Annotated in this window: 14 protein-coding genes; 8 read left to right on the forward strand and 6 right to left on the reverse strand. The window is 73.6% G+C overall.

All coding sequences use genetic code 11. The annotated features are described in order from the left end of the window. Positions 1-166 precede the first annotated feature (166 nt). The 4 genes from OHA30_RS05125 (at position 167) to OHA30_RS05140 (ending at position 3,530) form a co-directional block, all read left to right on the forward strand. On the forward strand, positions 167-967 hold the full coding sequence (locus OHA30_RS05125) for a maleylpyruvate isomerase family mycothiol-dependent enzyme (protein ID WP_328912599.1): 801 nt from the start codon (positions 167-169) through the stop codon (positions 965-967). Between the two features lie 83 nt (positions 968-1,050). Next, positions 1,051-1,725 carry a hypothetical protein gene (locus OHA30_RS05130; RefSeq protein WP_328912600.1) on the forward strand — a complete coding sequence of 225 codons (675 nt, stop codon included), beginning with the start codon at positions 1,051-1,053 and terminating at the stop codon, positions 1,723-1,725. Positions 1,726-1,734: 9 nt separating this feature from the next. Further along, a complete protein-coding gene (locus tag OHA30_RS05135; RefSeq protein ID WP_328912601.1) occupies positions 1,735-2,160 on the forward strand; it encodes an ankyrin repeat domain-containing protein in 426 nt (141 codons plus the stop codon). 110 nt (positions 2,161-2,270) lie between these two features. After that, the gene (locus tag OHA30_RS05140) at positions 2,271-3,530 is read left to right on the forward strand and encodes a hypothetical protein (RefSeq protein ID WP_328912602.1); all 1,260 of its coding nucleotides are present in this window, start codon (positions 2,271-2,273) and stop codon (positions 3,528-3,530) included. Positions 3,531-3,681: 151 nt separating this feature from the next. On the opposite strand, the gene alc is transcribed toward OHA30_RS05140, so the two are convergent. Genes alc through OHA30_RS05155 form a run of 3 tightly spaced genes read right to left on the reverse strand, consistent with a single transcriptional unit; the run spans position 3,682 to position 6,911 of the window. Beyond that, a complete protein-coding gene (gene alc / locus OHA30_RS05145) occupies positions 3,682-4,920 on the reverse strand; it encodes an allantoicase (RefSeq protein WP_328912603.1) in 1,239 nt (412 codons plus the stop codon). 59 nt (positions 4,921-4,979) lie between these two features. Then, positions 4,980-5,903, reverse strand: a complete 924-nt coding sequence (locus tag OHA30_RS05150; RefSeq protein WP_328912604.1) for a LysR substrate-binding domain-containing protein — start codon at positions 5,901-5,903, stop codon at positions 4,980-4,982. A gap of 60 nt (positions 5,904-5,963) precedes the next feature. Beyond that, on the reverse strand, positions 5,964-6,911 hold the full coding sequence (locus OHA30_RS05155) for an AraC family transcriptional regulator (RefSeq protein WP_328912605.1): 948 nt from the start codon (positions 6,909-6,911) through the stop codon (positions 5,964-5,966). 226 nt (positions 6,912-7,137) lie between these two features. On the opposite strand from OHA30_RS05155, the gene OHA30_RS05160 reads away from it, so the two are divergent. Then, complete coding sequence (locus tag OHA30_RS05160) at positions 7,138-7,635, forward strand: anthrone oxygenase family protein (protein WP_328912606.1); 498 nt, start codon at positions 7,138-7,140, stop codon at positions 7,633-7,635. A 65-nt stretch (positions 7,636-7,700) separates the two neighbouring features. Here OHA30_RS05160 and OHA30_RS05165 read toward each other — a convergent pair whose 3' ends face one another. After that, complete coding sequence (locus OHA30_RS05165; protein WP_328912607.1) at positions 7,701-8,276, reverse strand: helix-turn-helix domain-containing protein; 576 nt, start codon at positions 8,274-8,276, stop codon at positions 7,701-7,703. Between the two features lie 130 nt (positions 8,277-8,406). Here OHA30_RS05165 and OHA30_RS05170 point away from each other — a divergent pair, with 130 nt between their 5' ends. The 3 genes from OHA30_RS05170 (at position 8,407) to OHA30_RS05180 (ending at position 11,712) form a co-directional block, all read left to right on the forward strand. Further along, positions 8,407-9,135, forward strand: a complete 729-nt coding sequence (locus OHA30_RS05170; protein ID WP_328912608.1) for an AzlC family ABC transporter permease — start codon at positions 8,407-8,409, stop codon at positions 9,133-9,135. After that, positions 9,132-9,455 (forward strand): AzlD domain-containing protein, encoded by a 324-nt coding sequence (locus OHA30_RS05175; RefSeq protein WP_328912609.1) that lies wholly within the window; start codon positions 9,132-9,134, stop codon positions 9,453-9,455. Before OHA30_RS05170 ends, OHA30_RS05175 begins: the two co-directional genes overlap by 4 nt. Before the next feature lie 1,153 nt (positions 9,456-10,608). After that, positions 10,609-11,712, forward strand: coding sequence for a phosphatidylinositol-specific phospholipase C domain-containing protein (locus OHA30_RS05180; protein WP_328912610.1), 1,104 nt, complete (start codon positions 10,609-10,611; stop codon positions 11,710-11,712). 103 nt (positions 11,713-11,815) lie between these two features. On the opposite strand, the gene OHA30_RS05185 is transcribed toward OHA30_RS05180, so the two are convergent. Both OHA30_RS05185 and OHA30_RS05190 read right to left on the reverse strand, forming a co-directional pair. Then, entirely contained in the window at positions 11,816-12,586 is a 771-nt protein-coding gene (locus OHA30_RS05185) for a L,D-transpeptidase family protein (RefSeq protein ID WP_328912611.1), read from the reverse strand. A gap of 266 nt (positions 12,587-12,852) precedes the next feature. After that, positions 12,853-13,578, reverse strand: coding sequence for an alpha/beta fold hydrolase (locus OHA30_RS05190; protein WP_328917730.1), 726 nt, complete (start codon positions 13,576-13,578; stop codon positions 12,853-12,855). Positions 13,579-13,626: the final 48 nt, after the last annotated feature.

Raw genomic sequence — 13,626 nt, forward strand, 5'->3', positions numbered from 1 at the left:
CGATGACCATGGAACAGCTTTCCCGGCCCGCTGACCAGGGGCAGTCGGAATCGGGCTCGACGCCGGGCCGGTGGCGGCGGCCCGGCGGGGGGCGCGCGGCGCGGTCACCCGGCGTACGGCGGTGGCGCGCGGCCGGCTGTCGGCAGTCGCTGCTACAACGGAACCCATGACGACTTCGCACACCCCGCCGTCCGGGTCCTCCTTCCCGCAACTCCGGTTCGCCGACCGGCTGGAGCAGATCGGGGAACGGTCGGCCGCGCTGCGCAAGGCCGCGGCGGAGGCCGACCCGCGGAACCGCGTCCCGGGCTGTCCCGACTGGACGGTACGGGAGTTGGTGGCGCACCTGGCCGAGGTGCAGCGGTTCTGGGCGGCGTCGGTGGCGGCCGGACCGGCCCAACGGCCGCCGGTGGACGCGGTGGTGGACGGTCCGGTCCCGCCGGGCGAACTGCTCGACTGGTCGGCCCGGTCCACCGATGTCCTGCTGGACGCGCTGCGCACGGCGGGGCCGGACGTGGAGTGCTGGACGTGGTGGGCGGAGTCGGGCAACCCGTCCACGGCCGAGGCGGTGGCCCGGCATCAGGTGCAGGAGGCGGCGGTGCACGCGCGGGACGCCCAGGAGGCGGCGGGCGCCCCGGAATCGTTGCCGCCCGGTCTGGCGGTGGACGCGGTCGACGAATTCCTGCACGTCGGGTTCGGTTCGATGGACGGCTGGCCGCACGCGCCGGCCCGCGTCGCGCTGGTCTCGGACGAGGGCCCGGCCTGGACGCTGATCCTGGACGCGACGGGAGCCTCCGCCGTGCGGGGCGGTCCGGGCGACGGTCCGGCGCCGGGTGCGGCGGTCTCCGGCCCGGCCGACGCACTGCTGCTGGCGCTCTACCGCCGGACGCCCTGGGACGGCGGTGACCTGCGGGTGAGCGGAGACCCCGATCTTGTACGGCAGTTGGTGGTCTGGCCGCCGCTCGGCTGAGGACGTACCGTCCTGACGGAGGGGTGATGCCCATGTCAGGTCGAGTACGGCGAGCGGCTGGTGTGGCGGGCGGAGCTTTGGCGTTGGCGTTGCTCTCCGGGTGCACGCTGGGCGCGCACTCGGATGTGACCGCCACGGACCCGGCGGTCGACGCCTCGGCGCCGCCGCCGGTCGGCAGTATCGAGCACCCCCGGCCGGTGGAGTGCCTCGACGGCATGACGTATCCGACCGTCACCTCCCACGGCAGCCCCAACGGCACGACCTCCGGCGCCGTCACCGGTCACGCCCCGGCCACCGGCGCACCCTCCGGGCAGGGACCGACGCGCAGGGCGACGGGCAACCCCGTACCCGGACCGTCGTCCGTGCCGACCGCAGGACCCGACGACGTGACGGTCGGCCCGCTGATCTGGAAGGGCCTGCGCACGCTGGCCGACGGCAACCAGAGCGCGCACGGCGGCCGCAACTCCGACGGCTGGCACTACCGCATCATCACCCAGGTGCGGCCGGGCGCGGTGGTGACCGTCACCGTCGGCGCCCAGCAACGGGCCCGTGCCGGGCTGGAGTTCGGTGGCGGCTACGGCACCGCGCCCGCGCCCGCCGTGACCTTCCACGGCTGCCCGGCCGCCACCACCGCCTTTCCCGGCGGGTTCTTCGTCGCCGGGGACGGCCGGGCCTGCGTCCCGCTGGACGTGCGGGTCGGCGACGGTCCCACGCGGCATGTCGTGATCTCCTTCTTCAACGGCCGGTGCCCTGCGTAGGGTGTTTCCATGACCGAGCCCACGCCCGATCCCGCCGCCGACGACGACCCCACGCAGGACCCGGAGGTCATCGAGCTCGCCGCGCGGGTCTTCGACTACGCACGGCAGGGCGACACCGCCGGCCTCACCGCCTATGTCGACGCCGGAGTGCCCGCCAACCTCACCAACGACCGCGGCGACACCCTGATCATGCTCGCCGCCTACCACGGCCACGCCGAGACGGTACGCGCGCTGCTCGAGCGCGGTGCCGAGCCCGACCGGGCCAACGACCGCGGGCAGACCCCGCTGGCCGGCGCGGTCTTCAAGGGCGAACAGGACGTGATCAGCGCCCTGGTGGACGGCGGCGCCGACCCGGCCGCCGGGACGCCGTCCGCGATCGACACCGCCAGGATGTTCGGCAAGGACGAGCTGCTGGCGCTGTTCGGCGCGCAGTGAGCCTGCCGGGAGCCGCGGGCAAGGCCGGGGTTGATGTGGGGGACGGGATGGCGGCCGGGGCGGGAGCAGGTGCCGGTGGGCTCGCGGCAACAGCGGCCGCGCCCGCAGCCGTGCCCGAGTCCGTCGCGGCCGTCCTCGGCGGCTCCGGCCCCGCGGACCGGACATTCACCCCGCTGACGCACAGCCAGCTCAACCTGGCCACCGGCGGGGTGTGGCGGGTCACCGGCCCCCTGGGCAGCGCAGTGCTCAAACTGTGCCTCCCGGGCACACCCGCAGGACCGGCCGGCCCGGGGACTGCCGCCGGCTCGGGCGCGGCGGACACTTCGGCCGACCCGGGCGCGGCGGACGCCTCAGCGCCTTCCGCGAGCTTGGCCCCCGGCGCGGGCATGGCCGATACCTCGGCTTCCCCTGCGAGCCCCGGCACGGTGGACGCCTCCGGCTCCGCGCCCGTCCCCGACGGGTGGGCGAGCAGTCCCGACCCGCGGCACTGGAACCACTGGCGCCGCGAACCCCTTGCCTACCTCGACGGCTTGCCCACGACCGCGTTCGCCGACGCCGGGATCGAAGGTCCCCGGCTGCTGGCCGCCGACACCCGGCCCGACGGTTCCTTCGCCCTCTGGCTGGAGGACGTGTCAGGGTTGTCGGGCTCCCACTGGACGGTCCCCCGGATTGCCGCCTTCGCCCAGGCCCTCGGTACCGCCCAGGCGCCCTGGACCGACCGTCTCCCCGACCGGCCCTGGCTCTCCCGGGGCTGGCTGCGCCAGTACGTGTCGAGCAAGTCGATTCCCGCTCACCTCCCTTGGGACCATCCCACCGCCGTCGCCGTCTGGCCCGCAGCCCTGCGCACGGGGCTACGTCGTCTGTGGGAGAGCCGCGACACGCTCCTCACCGCCGCCGAGTCCACTCCGCGCACGCTGTGCCACCTCGATGTCTGGCCGCTGAACCTCCTCTCCGTCGACACCCCCACGGGCGCCGCCGACCGAACCGTTCTTCTGGACTGGGCGTTCGTCGGGGAAGGCGGTGTCGGTGAGGACATCGCCAACCTCATCCCGGACTGCGTCGCCGACGGCCTGATGCCCACCGAACTGCTGCCGGAGATCTCGGAGACCGTGATCGAGGGATATCTGACCGGGCTCCGGGACGGCGGCCACCGTACGAACGCCGATACGCTGCGCCGCTCGGTCGCCGCGGCCGGGGCGGCGAAGTACTGCTGGCTGGCTCCGCTGATGCTCACCAGGCTGGCCACCGGCACCCCTGTGGGCTCCGCCGCGTACGACGTCGGGGGTGACGACACGGCCGTACTGCGGCGCCGCATCGGCCTGTTCGAGCACCTTGTCGACTGGTCGGACCGAACCCTGGGCCCGCGCTGACCGACCACCCGCACCCGTACACCGGGCCGGCACCGTCGTAACGAGATCCGGCCCGCGCCCAGCCGCACCCGCATGTAGCCGCACCCACGCCCGGCCGCGCCCGAGGCCCAGCCCCAGCCTCCAGCCCCGGCCCGACGCCTGCGGGCGTCCCTCAGCTCAGCGCCGCTGTCCGTTCCGCCAGACGCGCGGCGCCGCGCGCGGTCAGGGAGCCGTACAGGCGCAGCCGGGAGATGCCCCCGTCCGGGAAGATGTCGAGCCGGACATGCGTGGCCGGGATCTGGTTGACCAGGAAGCGGTGGACGGTGTCCGGCTGGAGGCGGACCCGGGGCACGAGCTGGACCCACTCGCCTTCGGTGCCGTCGGCGCCGCCCTCCCCGTCACGTATGGACAGGGACACCCAGCCCGCCGCGTTGCCCTTCAGATACGCCGTGTCGATCTCGACCGCACGGATCACACCTTGCTCGACCAGCCGATACCGGATCCAGTCGTTCCCGGTGTCACGGCGTCGGCGGGTCTCCCAGCCGTCGTCCATCTGCCGGGAACGGCCCGGGAGGACGGTGTGCTCGGGCGGCGAGTAGAAGCGGTCGGAGGCGTCCTCCACCGAACCGCCGTTCTCCAACGCGACCAGATCGAAGGTGTCCAGCTCCGCCAGCCACCCCGGATCGGGCACCACTTCTCCGTACACCCGCAGCCTGGCCACTCCGCCGTCCGGATACTGCCTCAGCCGGACGTGGGTGAAGCGCCGCTCGGCATGGACCGCGAAGGCGTTCTCCGCGTGCCCGCCGACCTCCGTACGCGGGACCAGTACGGTCCATTCCACCTCGGGGTCGAGCAGGTCCTCGGGCGCCGCCGACATCGAGTGGGACGTCGCCTCGACCGAGACGGCCTGCGGGTGATTGCCCCGGAAGTGCGCGGTGTCGACCACCAGGCCGCCGATCACGCCCGGCGCCCCGAGCCGTATCAGCGCCCAGTCGTGGTCCGCCGGGTCGGGATGCGGGACCTCCGCCGAGGGGCCGCGTCGCCGGCGGGTCTCCCAGCCGTCCATGACCTTGCCCTTGTGTCCGAAGTGCTCCGGGTCGAAGACCGCGGGCCCGGGCCGCAGCAGATTCTCCCGCTCGGCGAAGAACTCGTCGCCGGCCGCGATCACCCCCGCGCCCAGCCGCCGGTCGGCCAGGTCCGTCAGCCCCGCGAAGGGCAGCTCGCCCCTGCGGTAGTCCGCGAACGGATTCCCTCCGCCGTACGGCGACGCGGCCCCGGTGAACGCCGTCAGCGCGGTGAACGCCTCCACCGGCCCCGGCCCCGGCCCCGCCCCAGACACCGAGCCCGCCCCCGCGTCGGCCCCACGCTCCTGCCCCTGCCCCGTCATGTCCTCATCCCCTGTCCTCGTCATGGCTCCACTCTCAGCCCCCACGACCCTTCACGTCCATCGAAACTTTCTGAATATACCGTTCAGTCAAACTGCACATTTGGATCCAGCTCCGCCGCCTGCCGCAGCGCCCCCATCGTCCGCCGCAGCAGGGGCGCGTCCTCCGCGCCGCCCCGCACGGCCCCCACGATCCGCCGCCGCGGCCGGTCCGCGTCGAGCGGCCGTACGGCCACCGCCTGCCGCAGTCCGCCCGCGGTGGCCATCCGGGGCACCAGCGCGATCCCCATACCGGCCGCGACCAGCGAGAAGATGCCCTGCCAGTCGGCGGCCGCGTGCGCCTGCTCGGGCACGAATCCGGCGTCCGCGCAGGCCGCGAGCGTGATGTCGCGCCAGGGCCCCCGGCTGCCGAAGATCCACGGCTCGGCGGCGAACCGGGCCAGCCGCAGCCCGGGCACGGCGGCCAGCGGGTGGCCGATGGGCAGCGCGATGTCCAGCGGGTCGGTGAGCAGCGGGAACAGCACGAAGCGCGGATCGCGCGCGGTGGGGGCGTCCACGGCCAGTGACACCGCGATGTCCACGTCGCCCGCGGCGAGTTCCTCGTACACCTCCGCGGCCTCGGCCTCGCGGACGGACAGCGTGATCCCGGGCGCGGAGCGGCGCAGCAGGCCGGCGGCGGGCACGACCAGGCGGCTGACGGCGGTCGCGATGGTGCCGACGCGGACGAGCCCGGCGTCGCCCCGGGCGTAGCCGTCGAGTTCGGCGCCGGCCCGTTCCAACTGGGCGAAGACGACCTCGGCGTGCCGCAGCAGTACGTGCGCCGCGCCGGTCAGCCGTACGCCGCGCCCGCGCGCCTCGATCACGGGCGCGCCTATCTGCTTGCCCAGGGCGGCGAGTTGCTGCGAGACCGCCGAAGGGGTCATCCGGAGGGCGGCCGCGGCGGCCGTGACCGTACCCGTGTCGTGCAGCGCGCGGAGCACCTGGAGCTTCCGCAGATCCCACTCTTTCATGCAGTCAGCCTAAACAGTCCCACGGGCGTTGTCCGTACGCCGGGCAGACGCGCGCCGCACTCAGGAGACCGCCACGCCCTCCCGGTACTCCCGGGGGCTGACCCCGCGCACCCGTTTGAACGCCGCGCTCAGCGCGAACGGGCTCCCGTAGCCGACCTTCCGGGCCACGGAGGCGACCGTGGCGTCGGGCTCGCGCAGGAGGTCGGCGGCGAGGGCCAGCCGCCAGCCGGTGAGGTACGCCATCGGCGACTCGCCGACCAGTTCGGTGAAGCGCCGGCCGAGCCCGGCGCGGGAGACACCGGTCCGCGCGGCCAGTTCGGCGACCGTCCACGGATGCGCGGGCCGGTCGTGCAGCAGTCGCAGCGCGGGGCCGACGACGGGATCACTCTGGGCGGCGAACCACGACGGCACGCCGGAATCCGGTGCCGCGCCCGCGAACCAGGCCCGCAGCACCGCGATCAGCACCAGGTCGAGCAGCCGGTCGAGGACGACGTCCTGGCCCGGCTCGTCCCGGACGATCTCCTCCCGCAGCAGCTCGGGCAGCGGGCTGCACCAGGCGTCACCGGTCAGGACGAGCACCTGCGGCAACGCGGCCAGCAGGCGCCGGCTGATCTCCCCCTCCATCTGGTACGTCCCGCTGATCAGCACGGCCGAGCCGTCCGGGTCGTCGCCCCAGGTGCGCACGCCGAGGTCCATCTCGTCGCACAGTTCGTCGCCTTGGAGGCTGGTGGTGACCTGTCCGGGGCGGATGACGATCCGAGGCGCGGTCGCCGGGTCGTCCGCGACCGTGTACGGCTCGGGGCCGCGGACCACCGCGATGTCGCCGGGCCGCAGGCGTACCGGCCGGCAGGTGTCCGGCAGCACCCAGGCGTCGCCGCGCGCCGGGTAGAGCAGGGTCAGCGGCGCGCGGTCCTCGACGCGCAGCGACCAGGGCGGGGTGAGGACCGAGCGCAGCAGGAAGGCGCCGCGGGCCCGGGGGCCGTCGAGCAGGGTGGCCAGTGCGTCCATGACGTCCAGCCTAGGCGGAGACGTCCGCGTATGGGCGTGAGCTTTTCGACCATGGTGAGCGCCCGGACCGCGCGGCTGTACTGGGGCCATGACACCGCACCCGACCTCGGAACAGCGTCCCGGCACCTACCGGTGGGACGCGCGGCCACAGCCGTATCAGCACGGGCAGCAGCAGCCGCCGCGCCCGGCCTTCACTCCAACGCCCGCCCCCAGAAAGGGAGTTGCCATGAACGGCGACATCCGCGGCCTTGTGCTGCTCGCCGCCACGCTCACCACCGGTCTGATGGCGGGCCTGTACTTCGCGTTCTCCTGCGCGGTGATGCCGGGGCTCGGCCGGGCGGACGACCGTACGTTCGTCGAGACGATGCAGCGGGTCAACGTGGCGATTCTCAACGGCTGGTTCACCCTCGCGTTCGGCGGCGCGGTCGTACTCGGCGGGGTCGCGGCGGCGTTGCACTGGCGTGGCGAAGGACGGCCCGCGCTGCCGTGGATCGTCGCCGGAATCGTGCTCTACGTACTGTCGTTGGTCATCACAATGGGCCTCAATGTGCCGCTCAACGACCGGCTCGCCGCCGCGGGCGCTCCCGGCAAGATCCGTGATCTCGCCGCGGTACGGGCGCACTTCGAGTCGAGCTGGGTGCACTGGAACATCGCGCGCACGGTGGTGTGCACGGCCTCGCTGGGGTGCCTGGCGTGGGCGATGCGGGTCGCGGGGCGTGCGTGACACCCGCCGGCGCACGGCGGTTGGGCGATCCGCCGGGCCACTGGCGTACGGCGCTCGCGCCGGCGTCAGTGGTGTTCGGAGAGCAGGACCGCGACGGTGTCCGGTTCCAGCGCGCGGAAGACATGGGGCAGGTCGCCGGGATAGGCCACGTAGTCGCCCGGGCGCAGCTCGACGGGGTCCTCGGTGAGGCCGACCAGGGCGCGGCCGGTGCTGAGGACGACATGTTCGATGACGCCGGTCATGTGCGGCTCCGACTCGCGGTCGGAGCCGGGCCGGGCGGTGACGACGTAGATGTCCCGGCGCGCGTGCGGCGGGCAGGAGGCGAGCAGGGTGGCCGCGTAGTCCGACCGCTCGGCGGTGAAGGTCATGCCCTCGCCCGCGCGGATGACCTGCACCCGGGGCCGGGGCGGGTCGACGAGCCTGGCGAAGGGGACGTCGAGGGTGATGCTCAGCGCCCACAGGGTCTCCACGCTGGGGTTGCCGCTGCCGGATTCGAGCTGGGACAGGGTCGACTTGGCGATGCCCGCGCGGCGGGCGACCTCGGCGAGGGACAGGCCGAGGCGGCGGCGTTCGCGCTGGAGGGACGCGGCGATGGCGGCGAGCGGGGCGCCGTTGGGGGTGGTGCTGTCGTCGGGGGCCATGCCGTGCTCCGGGGGTCGGTTCGCGTACGGGGGGCGTCTACGGGGCGGGGCGCTCACAGGGAGCGTTCGCCAGAGAAGTTGTTCCGTTCGGTTTGACGAACGCCAGTCCTTGTGTTCATTCTAGACGGTGATGCGTTCGATATGGCGAACCCCGGAGAAGGGCCTGGCGAGAGACATCGCCCTGGTCTGCGTCGCCGATGCCCTCGTGGGGGCGTCGTTCGGCGCGATCGCGGTCGGTCTCGGGCTGCCGCTGTGGCTGCCGATGCTGCTGTCGGTGGTGGTCTTCGCGGGAGCGGCGCAGTTCCTCTTCATCGGCATCGTGGGCGCCGGCGGCAACCCGGTGGCCGCCGTGGTCGCGGGGCTGCTGGTGAACGCGCGGCACGTACCGTTCGGCTTCGCGGTCGGCGACGCCCTCGGTACGGGGTGGCTGCGGCGGATCGTCGGCAGTCACCTGATGGTGGACGAGACGGTCGCGTTCACCCTCGCGCAGGACGAGCTCCGGCTGCGGCGCGTGGCGTACTGGGCCTGCGGGACGGCGCTGTTCGCGTCCTGGAACCTCGGGGTGGTGGCGGGCACGTTCGGCGGCCGGGCGGTGGGCGACACGGACGTCTTCGGGCTCGACGCGGCCTTCCCCGCGGTGCTGCTCGCGCTGCTGCTGCCGTCGCTGAACGACGCGGCGACGCGGCGGGCGGCGGCCGCGGGCGTGGTGATCGCGCTGGTCGCGGCGCCGTATCTGCCGGCCGGGCTGCCGGTGCTGCTCGCGCTCGGCGGGGTGGCGGCGGGAGCGCCGTGGCAGCACTCCCGGAACGAGGCGTCGCGGGATGGCGCCGGCGCGGCGCGGGACGGGGTGGCGCCGTGAGTACGGGTACGGGTCTGGTCTTCGCCACGGCCGTTCTCGGCGTCGGCACGTTCGCGTTCCGCTTCGCGGGGCCGGTGCTACGGGCCCGGGTGCCTCTCTCGCCGCGCCTGGAACGTCTGATGGCCGTGGCGGTCGTCGTCCTGCTGGCCGCGCTGGTCGCGACGTCCTCGCTCACGGAGTCGCACGCGTTCGCGGGCCCGGCCCGGCCGGCGGGGGTGCTCGTCGGCGGGATCTGCGCGTGGCGCCGGGCGCCGTTCTTCGTCGTGGTCCTCGCCGCGGCGGTCACGACGGCGGGGTTGCGGCTGCTGGGCGTGGCGTGATCCCCGTGCTTGCCTTTCTGCCGGTCAGACGCCGTCGGGACGTTGGCCGTCCCGCCGCGGGGTGAAGCCCTACGACGTCGCCTTCGGCGCGAACGGGACGTGACGGCCGCCGCCGCGACGAGCAGTCAACGGGCAGTGCCCCCGCCCCCGACCGCCGGTCGGCACCGCCGAACCACGCCGTCCCAACCGGGCGCCCCTGCGGCGGGAAACAGGTGCACGCTCCCCGCGAGCCCAGCGCAGGCGCACAGGTCAACCGACCTCCACAGCAGGGGGGACGTGACGGGCCCAGCGGGTCCCGCGCCCCGACCGCCGGTCGGCACCGCCGAACCACGCCGTCCCGGCTTAGCACCGCCGCGGCGGGAAAGGCGGAGGCGACGCGGGAAGGCGGGGATACGGCCGCCCACGCGGTCGAGTGTTCGCCGCCTTCGGCGCGAAGGGGCGTGACGGCCGCCGCCGCGGCAAGCGGCCAACGGACGGCGCCCCGCCCCAAACGCCGGTCGGCACCGCCGGACCACGCCGTCCCGACTGAGCACCATTGCGGCGGGAAATTGGCGAGCGCCACCACAAGCACAGCGCAGGCGCACAGGAACGTAACGGGCCCATCGGGTCCACCGCCTCGACCGCCGGTCGACACCGCCGGACCACGCCATCTCGGCTGAGCACCATTGCGGCGGGAAATTGGCGAGCGCCACCACAAGCACAGCGCAGGCGCACAGGTCAACCGGCCCCCACGGCAAGGGGAACGTCACGACCCCGCAGGCCCCCGCCCCAAACGCCGGTCGACACCGCCGGACCCCGCCATCCCGGCTGAGCACCGCCGCGGCGGAAAAAGGTGCACGCCCCCCGCGAGCCCAGCGCAGGCGCACAGGCCAACCGGCCCCCACGGCAAGGGGAACGTGACGGGCCCAGCAGGTCCCGCGCCCCGACCGCCGGTCCACACCGCCGGTCCACACCGCCGCGGCGCCGACCCGAGCTGCGGCTGGGCGCCAACTGGCCGCCCGGGCGACGGGCTCGTGGGGGTGGGGAGATAGGCGGGAACGGAGCTGACAGGGGGAATCCAGATCGTGTTACGTGTCATGTCTCCGTCGATTCACACGCGACCGTCACCGTCCAGACGGAGAGCCGCCCCCAGCCACCCCCCACTGGAGGACACATGACCCGTCAGTTCACCCGCCGAGCCCCCCACCCCGCGCGAACCGCGCGAACCGCGCGCCTCGGCGCCCTCGCCGCCTGCCTCACGCTCGCCTTCGCCCTCCCCCTCGCCGGAGGCGGCCCCGCCTCCGGCGCCGACACCGACGCCCTGCCGCTCACCGCCGCCACCACGTCCGGCCTGCACAACACCTACGACCCCGCCGCGTTCGGCTACCTCGCCCAGGCGCTCGACACCGGCACCTCGATGATCGAACTCGACGTCTGGGACGACTTCCTGACCCAGGAGTGGAAGGTCAGCCACTCCAACCCGACCGGCAACGGCAACAACTGCGTCGACGCCTCCACGCCCGCGCAGCTCTACAGCGGCGGTGCCAACAAGGACCTGGAGAGCTGCCTCGACGACGTCCGGGTGTGGCTCGGCGCGCACCCGGGACACGGGCCGCTGATCATCAAGCTGGAGATGAAGGCCGGTTTCCAGGCCACCTTCGGGATGAGTCCGGCCAAGCTCGACCAGTCGATCAGCGCGCACCTCGGCAGCCTGGTGTTCAAGCCCGCCGACCTCCTCGCCAAGCCCGGTGGCGGCACGTACGCCACGCTGGACGACGCGGCCGTCGCGAACAACTGGCCCACCCGGCAGCAACTCGCCGGCAAGGTGCTCCTGGAGATCATCCCGGGCACGGTCGAGGAGGCCAATCCCACCGACTCCCTGTGGACGGACAAGGAGTACGCGAGCTATCTGCGCGATCTGAACAGCAAGGGCAAGGCCGCCCAGGCGAATGTCTTCCCGTCCGTGCACAACGCCCAGTCGGGCGACCCGCGTTCACGCTACTCGGACACCTCGCTGCGCCCGTGGTTCGTGGCGTTCGACGGCGACGCGGCCACGTATCTCAACGGCAGCATCGACACGGGCTGGTACGACTCGCACCACTATCTGCTGTTCATGACCGACGCGCAGAACGTACCGCCGGCCCTGGACGACATGAACCCGTCGGCGGCCGACGCCCAGGCCCGCGTCGCCCAACTGGCCAAGGCCCACGCGACCGTGGCGTCCAACGACTGGAAGGGGCTGCCCACCGTCCAGTCGCTGGTCCTGCCGCGCGGCTGAGCCCTACGGGCCGGGTGTCCGCCGACGTACGGGCCGGGTGTCCGCCGCCGGACGTACGGTGCCGGCGGCGGACACCCGCACCGAGGGGACGACCAGGCCGGGGTTACGCGGCGAGCGAGGCGCTGTCGCCCATCACGATGACGGGGTGGGCGGCGGGCAGCAGCGTGTGCAGCAGGTCGACCATGTGGGCCGCGGAGACGCTGACGCAGCCGTGGGTGGGACCGCCGTGGTCGACATGGACCCAGATGCCGCCGCCGCGGCTCGGGCCGAGCGGCTGGGTGCCGTCGAGGGGTGAGGTCCCGGCGACGCGGTTGTAGTTGATGGCGATCACGTAGTCGAAGGCGTCGTCCAGCGGTTCGCCCTCGAAGCCGACGCCGCCCGCCTGGAACTTCGACGAGTGGTGGTACGGCAGCTTGGTGCCCGGGTTGGCGTCGAACCCGCCCGCGTCACTGAGCGCGAACACGCCGATGGGGCTGTGCAGATCGCCCGCGTGGTGGGTACGGGTCCAACCGTGCAGCGCGTTGTGCGCGGGCCAGGCGGCGCCCGCGTGCCAGTGGCCGTCCGAGGTGCGCGACCACAGGGTGACCAGGGACTCCGAGGAGTTCTTGGCCTTTCCGGAGGCGACCAGCACCTGACGGCTCGCGGCGGGGATCTCGGCCCGGGTCTTCGGGCCGAGACCGGGGATGGAGCTGGGCAGGTTCTCGTGCGCGGGCGTGGGGTCCGCGTCCGGAGCCGCCGCGGCCTTGGGCGCCAGGCCCGTAAGCGCGGATGCGGAGCGCGCCTTGCTGTCGGCGACGGTCTGTCCGCCGGTCCGGCCGACGATCACATATCCCGCACCGAGCAGGGCGAGCGTGACGGCGACGACTGCCGCCACGATCACCTTCCGACGGGCGGCACAACGAGGCCGCCGGTGCCGACGCGGGCCACGGCTTTCCATGCTGGGACGCTCGCTGAGCGTGCGAGGAGGAGCGGCAGTCATTGCCTCGATCCTCGCAAACCCGAGTGCGAGGTCCTTCACCCAGCCCCCACTACCGCCCGTTTTATCCCACACATCACCTTCGTGGCGGAGTCCGGGTCACCACACCGCGCGGTGGACGGCGAGCAGCAGCGGCCATACGTGGTGGTCGCGGGTCGGCGCCCTCATCCCTCCCGCAGCAGCGCCTCGGTCAGTTCGCGCGGCCGGCTGAGCGCCAAGAGATGGCCGCCGGGAAGTTCCTCGACGTCAATGCCGAGCCGGGCCCGGACATTGCGCCGCTGGAACTCCAGCGGGAAGAAGCGGTCCTCGCGCCCCTGAAGGAATCGTGTCGGCACGTCGGGCCACTTCTCCAGCGGCCAGGGCTGTCCGAAGATCCCGGGCGGCGGACCGGCGGGCGGCGCCGCGAGCGCCTCCTGTGTCAGGTCGTCCGGCACGTCGTGGAAGAAGTCGACGCGCAGGTCGAACTCCGGGTCCGCGCCACGGCCGACCGCCTCCGCGTACCGCGCACGGGCCTCCGCCTGGCCGGTGTTGCCCCACCACTCCCCCGCGGTCTCGCCGGGCACCGGCACCATGGCGTTGACCAGCACCAACCGGTCCACCGGCAACCGCGCGCAGACCAGCGGCGCGGAGAACCCGCCGAGCGACTGCGCGACGACCACCAGCGGCCGCCCGTGGGAGTCGCCCGCTTCGGCCGGGTCGGCCCCCGCCGAGGTGACCGCCGAGGTGACCGCGGCGGCGATCGCGTCCGCGAAGTCATCGAGGTCGGCGGTGTCGTGCGACGGCAGGTCGAGCGTCACCACCCGGTGCCCGCGGGCCCGTAGTCCGGGCACGACCCGGTGCCAGTACCAGGCGGAGCCGTCCGCGCCGGGGACGAGTACGTACGTCGCCATCTTCACTCCCGAGGTGTACGTGCGTTCGGTTCCAACCCAGGGGCCCGC

Source organism: Streptomyces sp. NBC_00223 (assembly GCF_036199905.1).
In the GTDB taxonomy this organism is placed as follows: Bacteria; Actinomycetota; Actinomycetes; order Streptomycetales; family Streptomycetaceae; genus Actinacidiphila.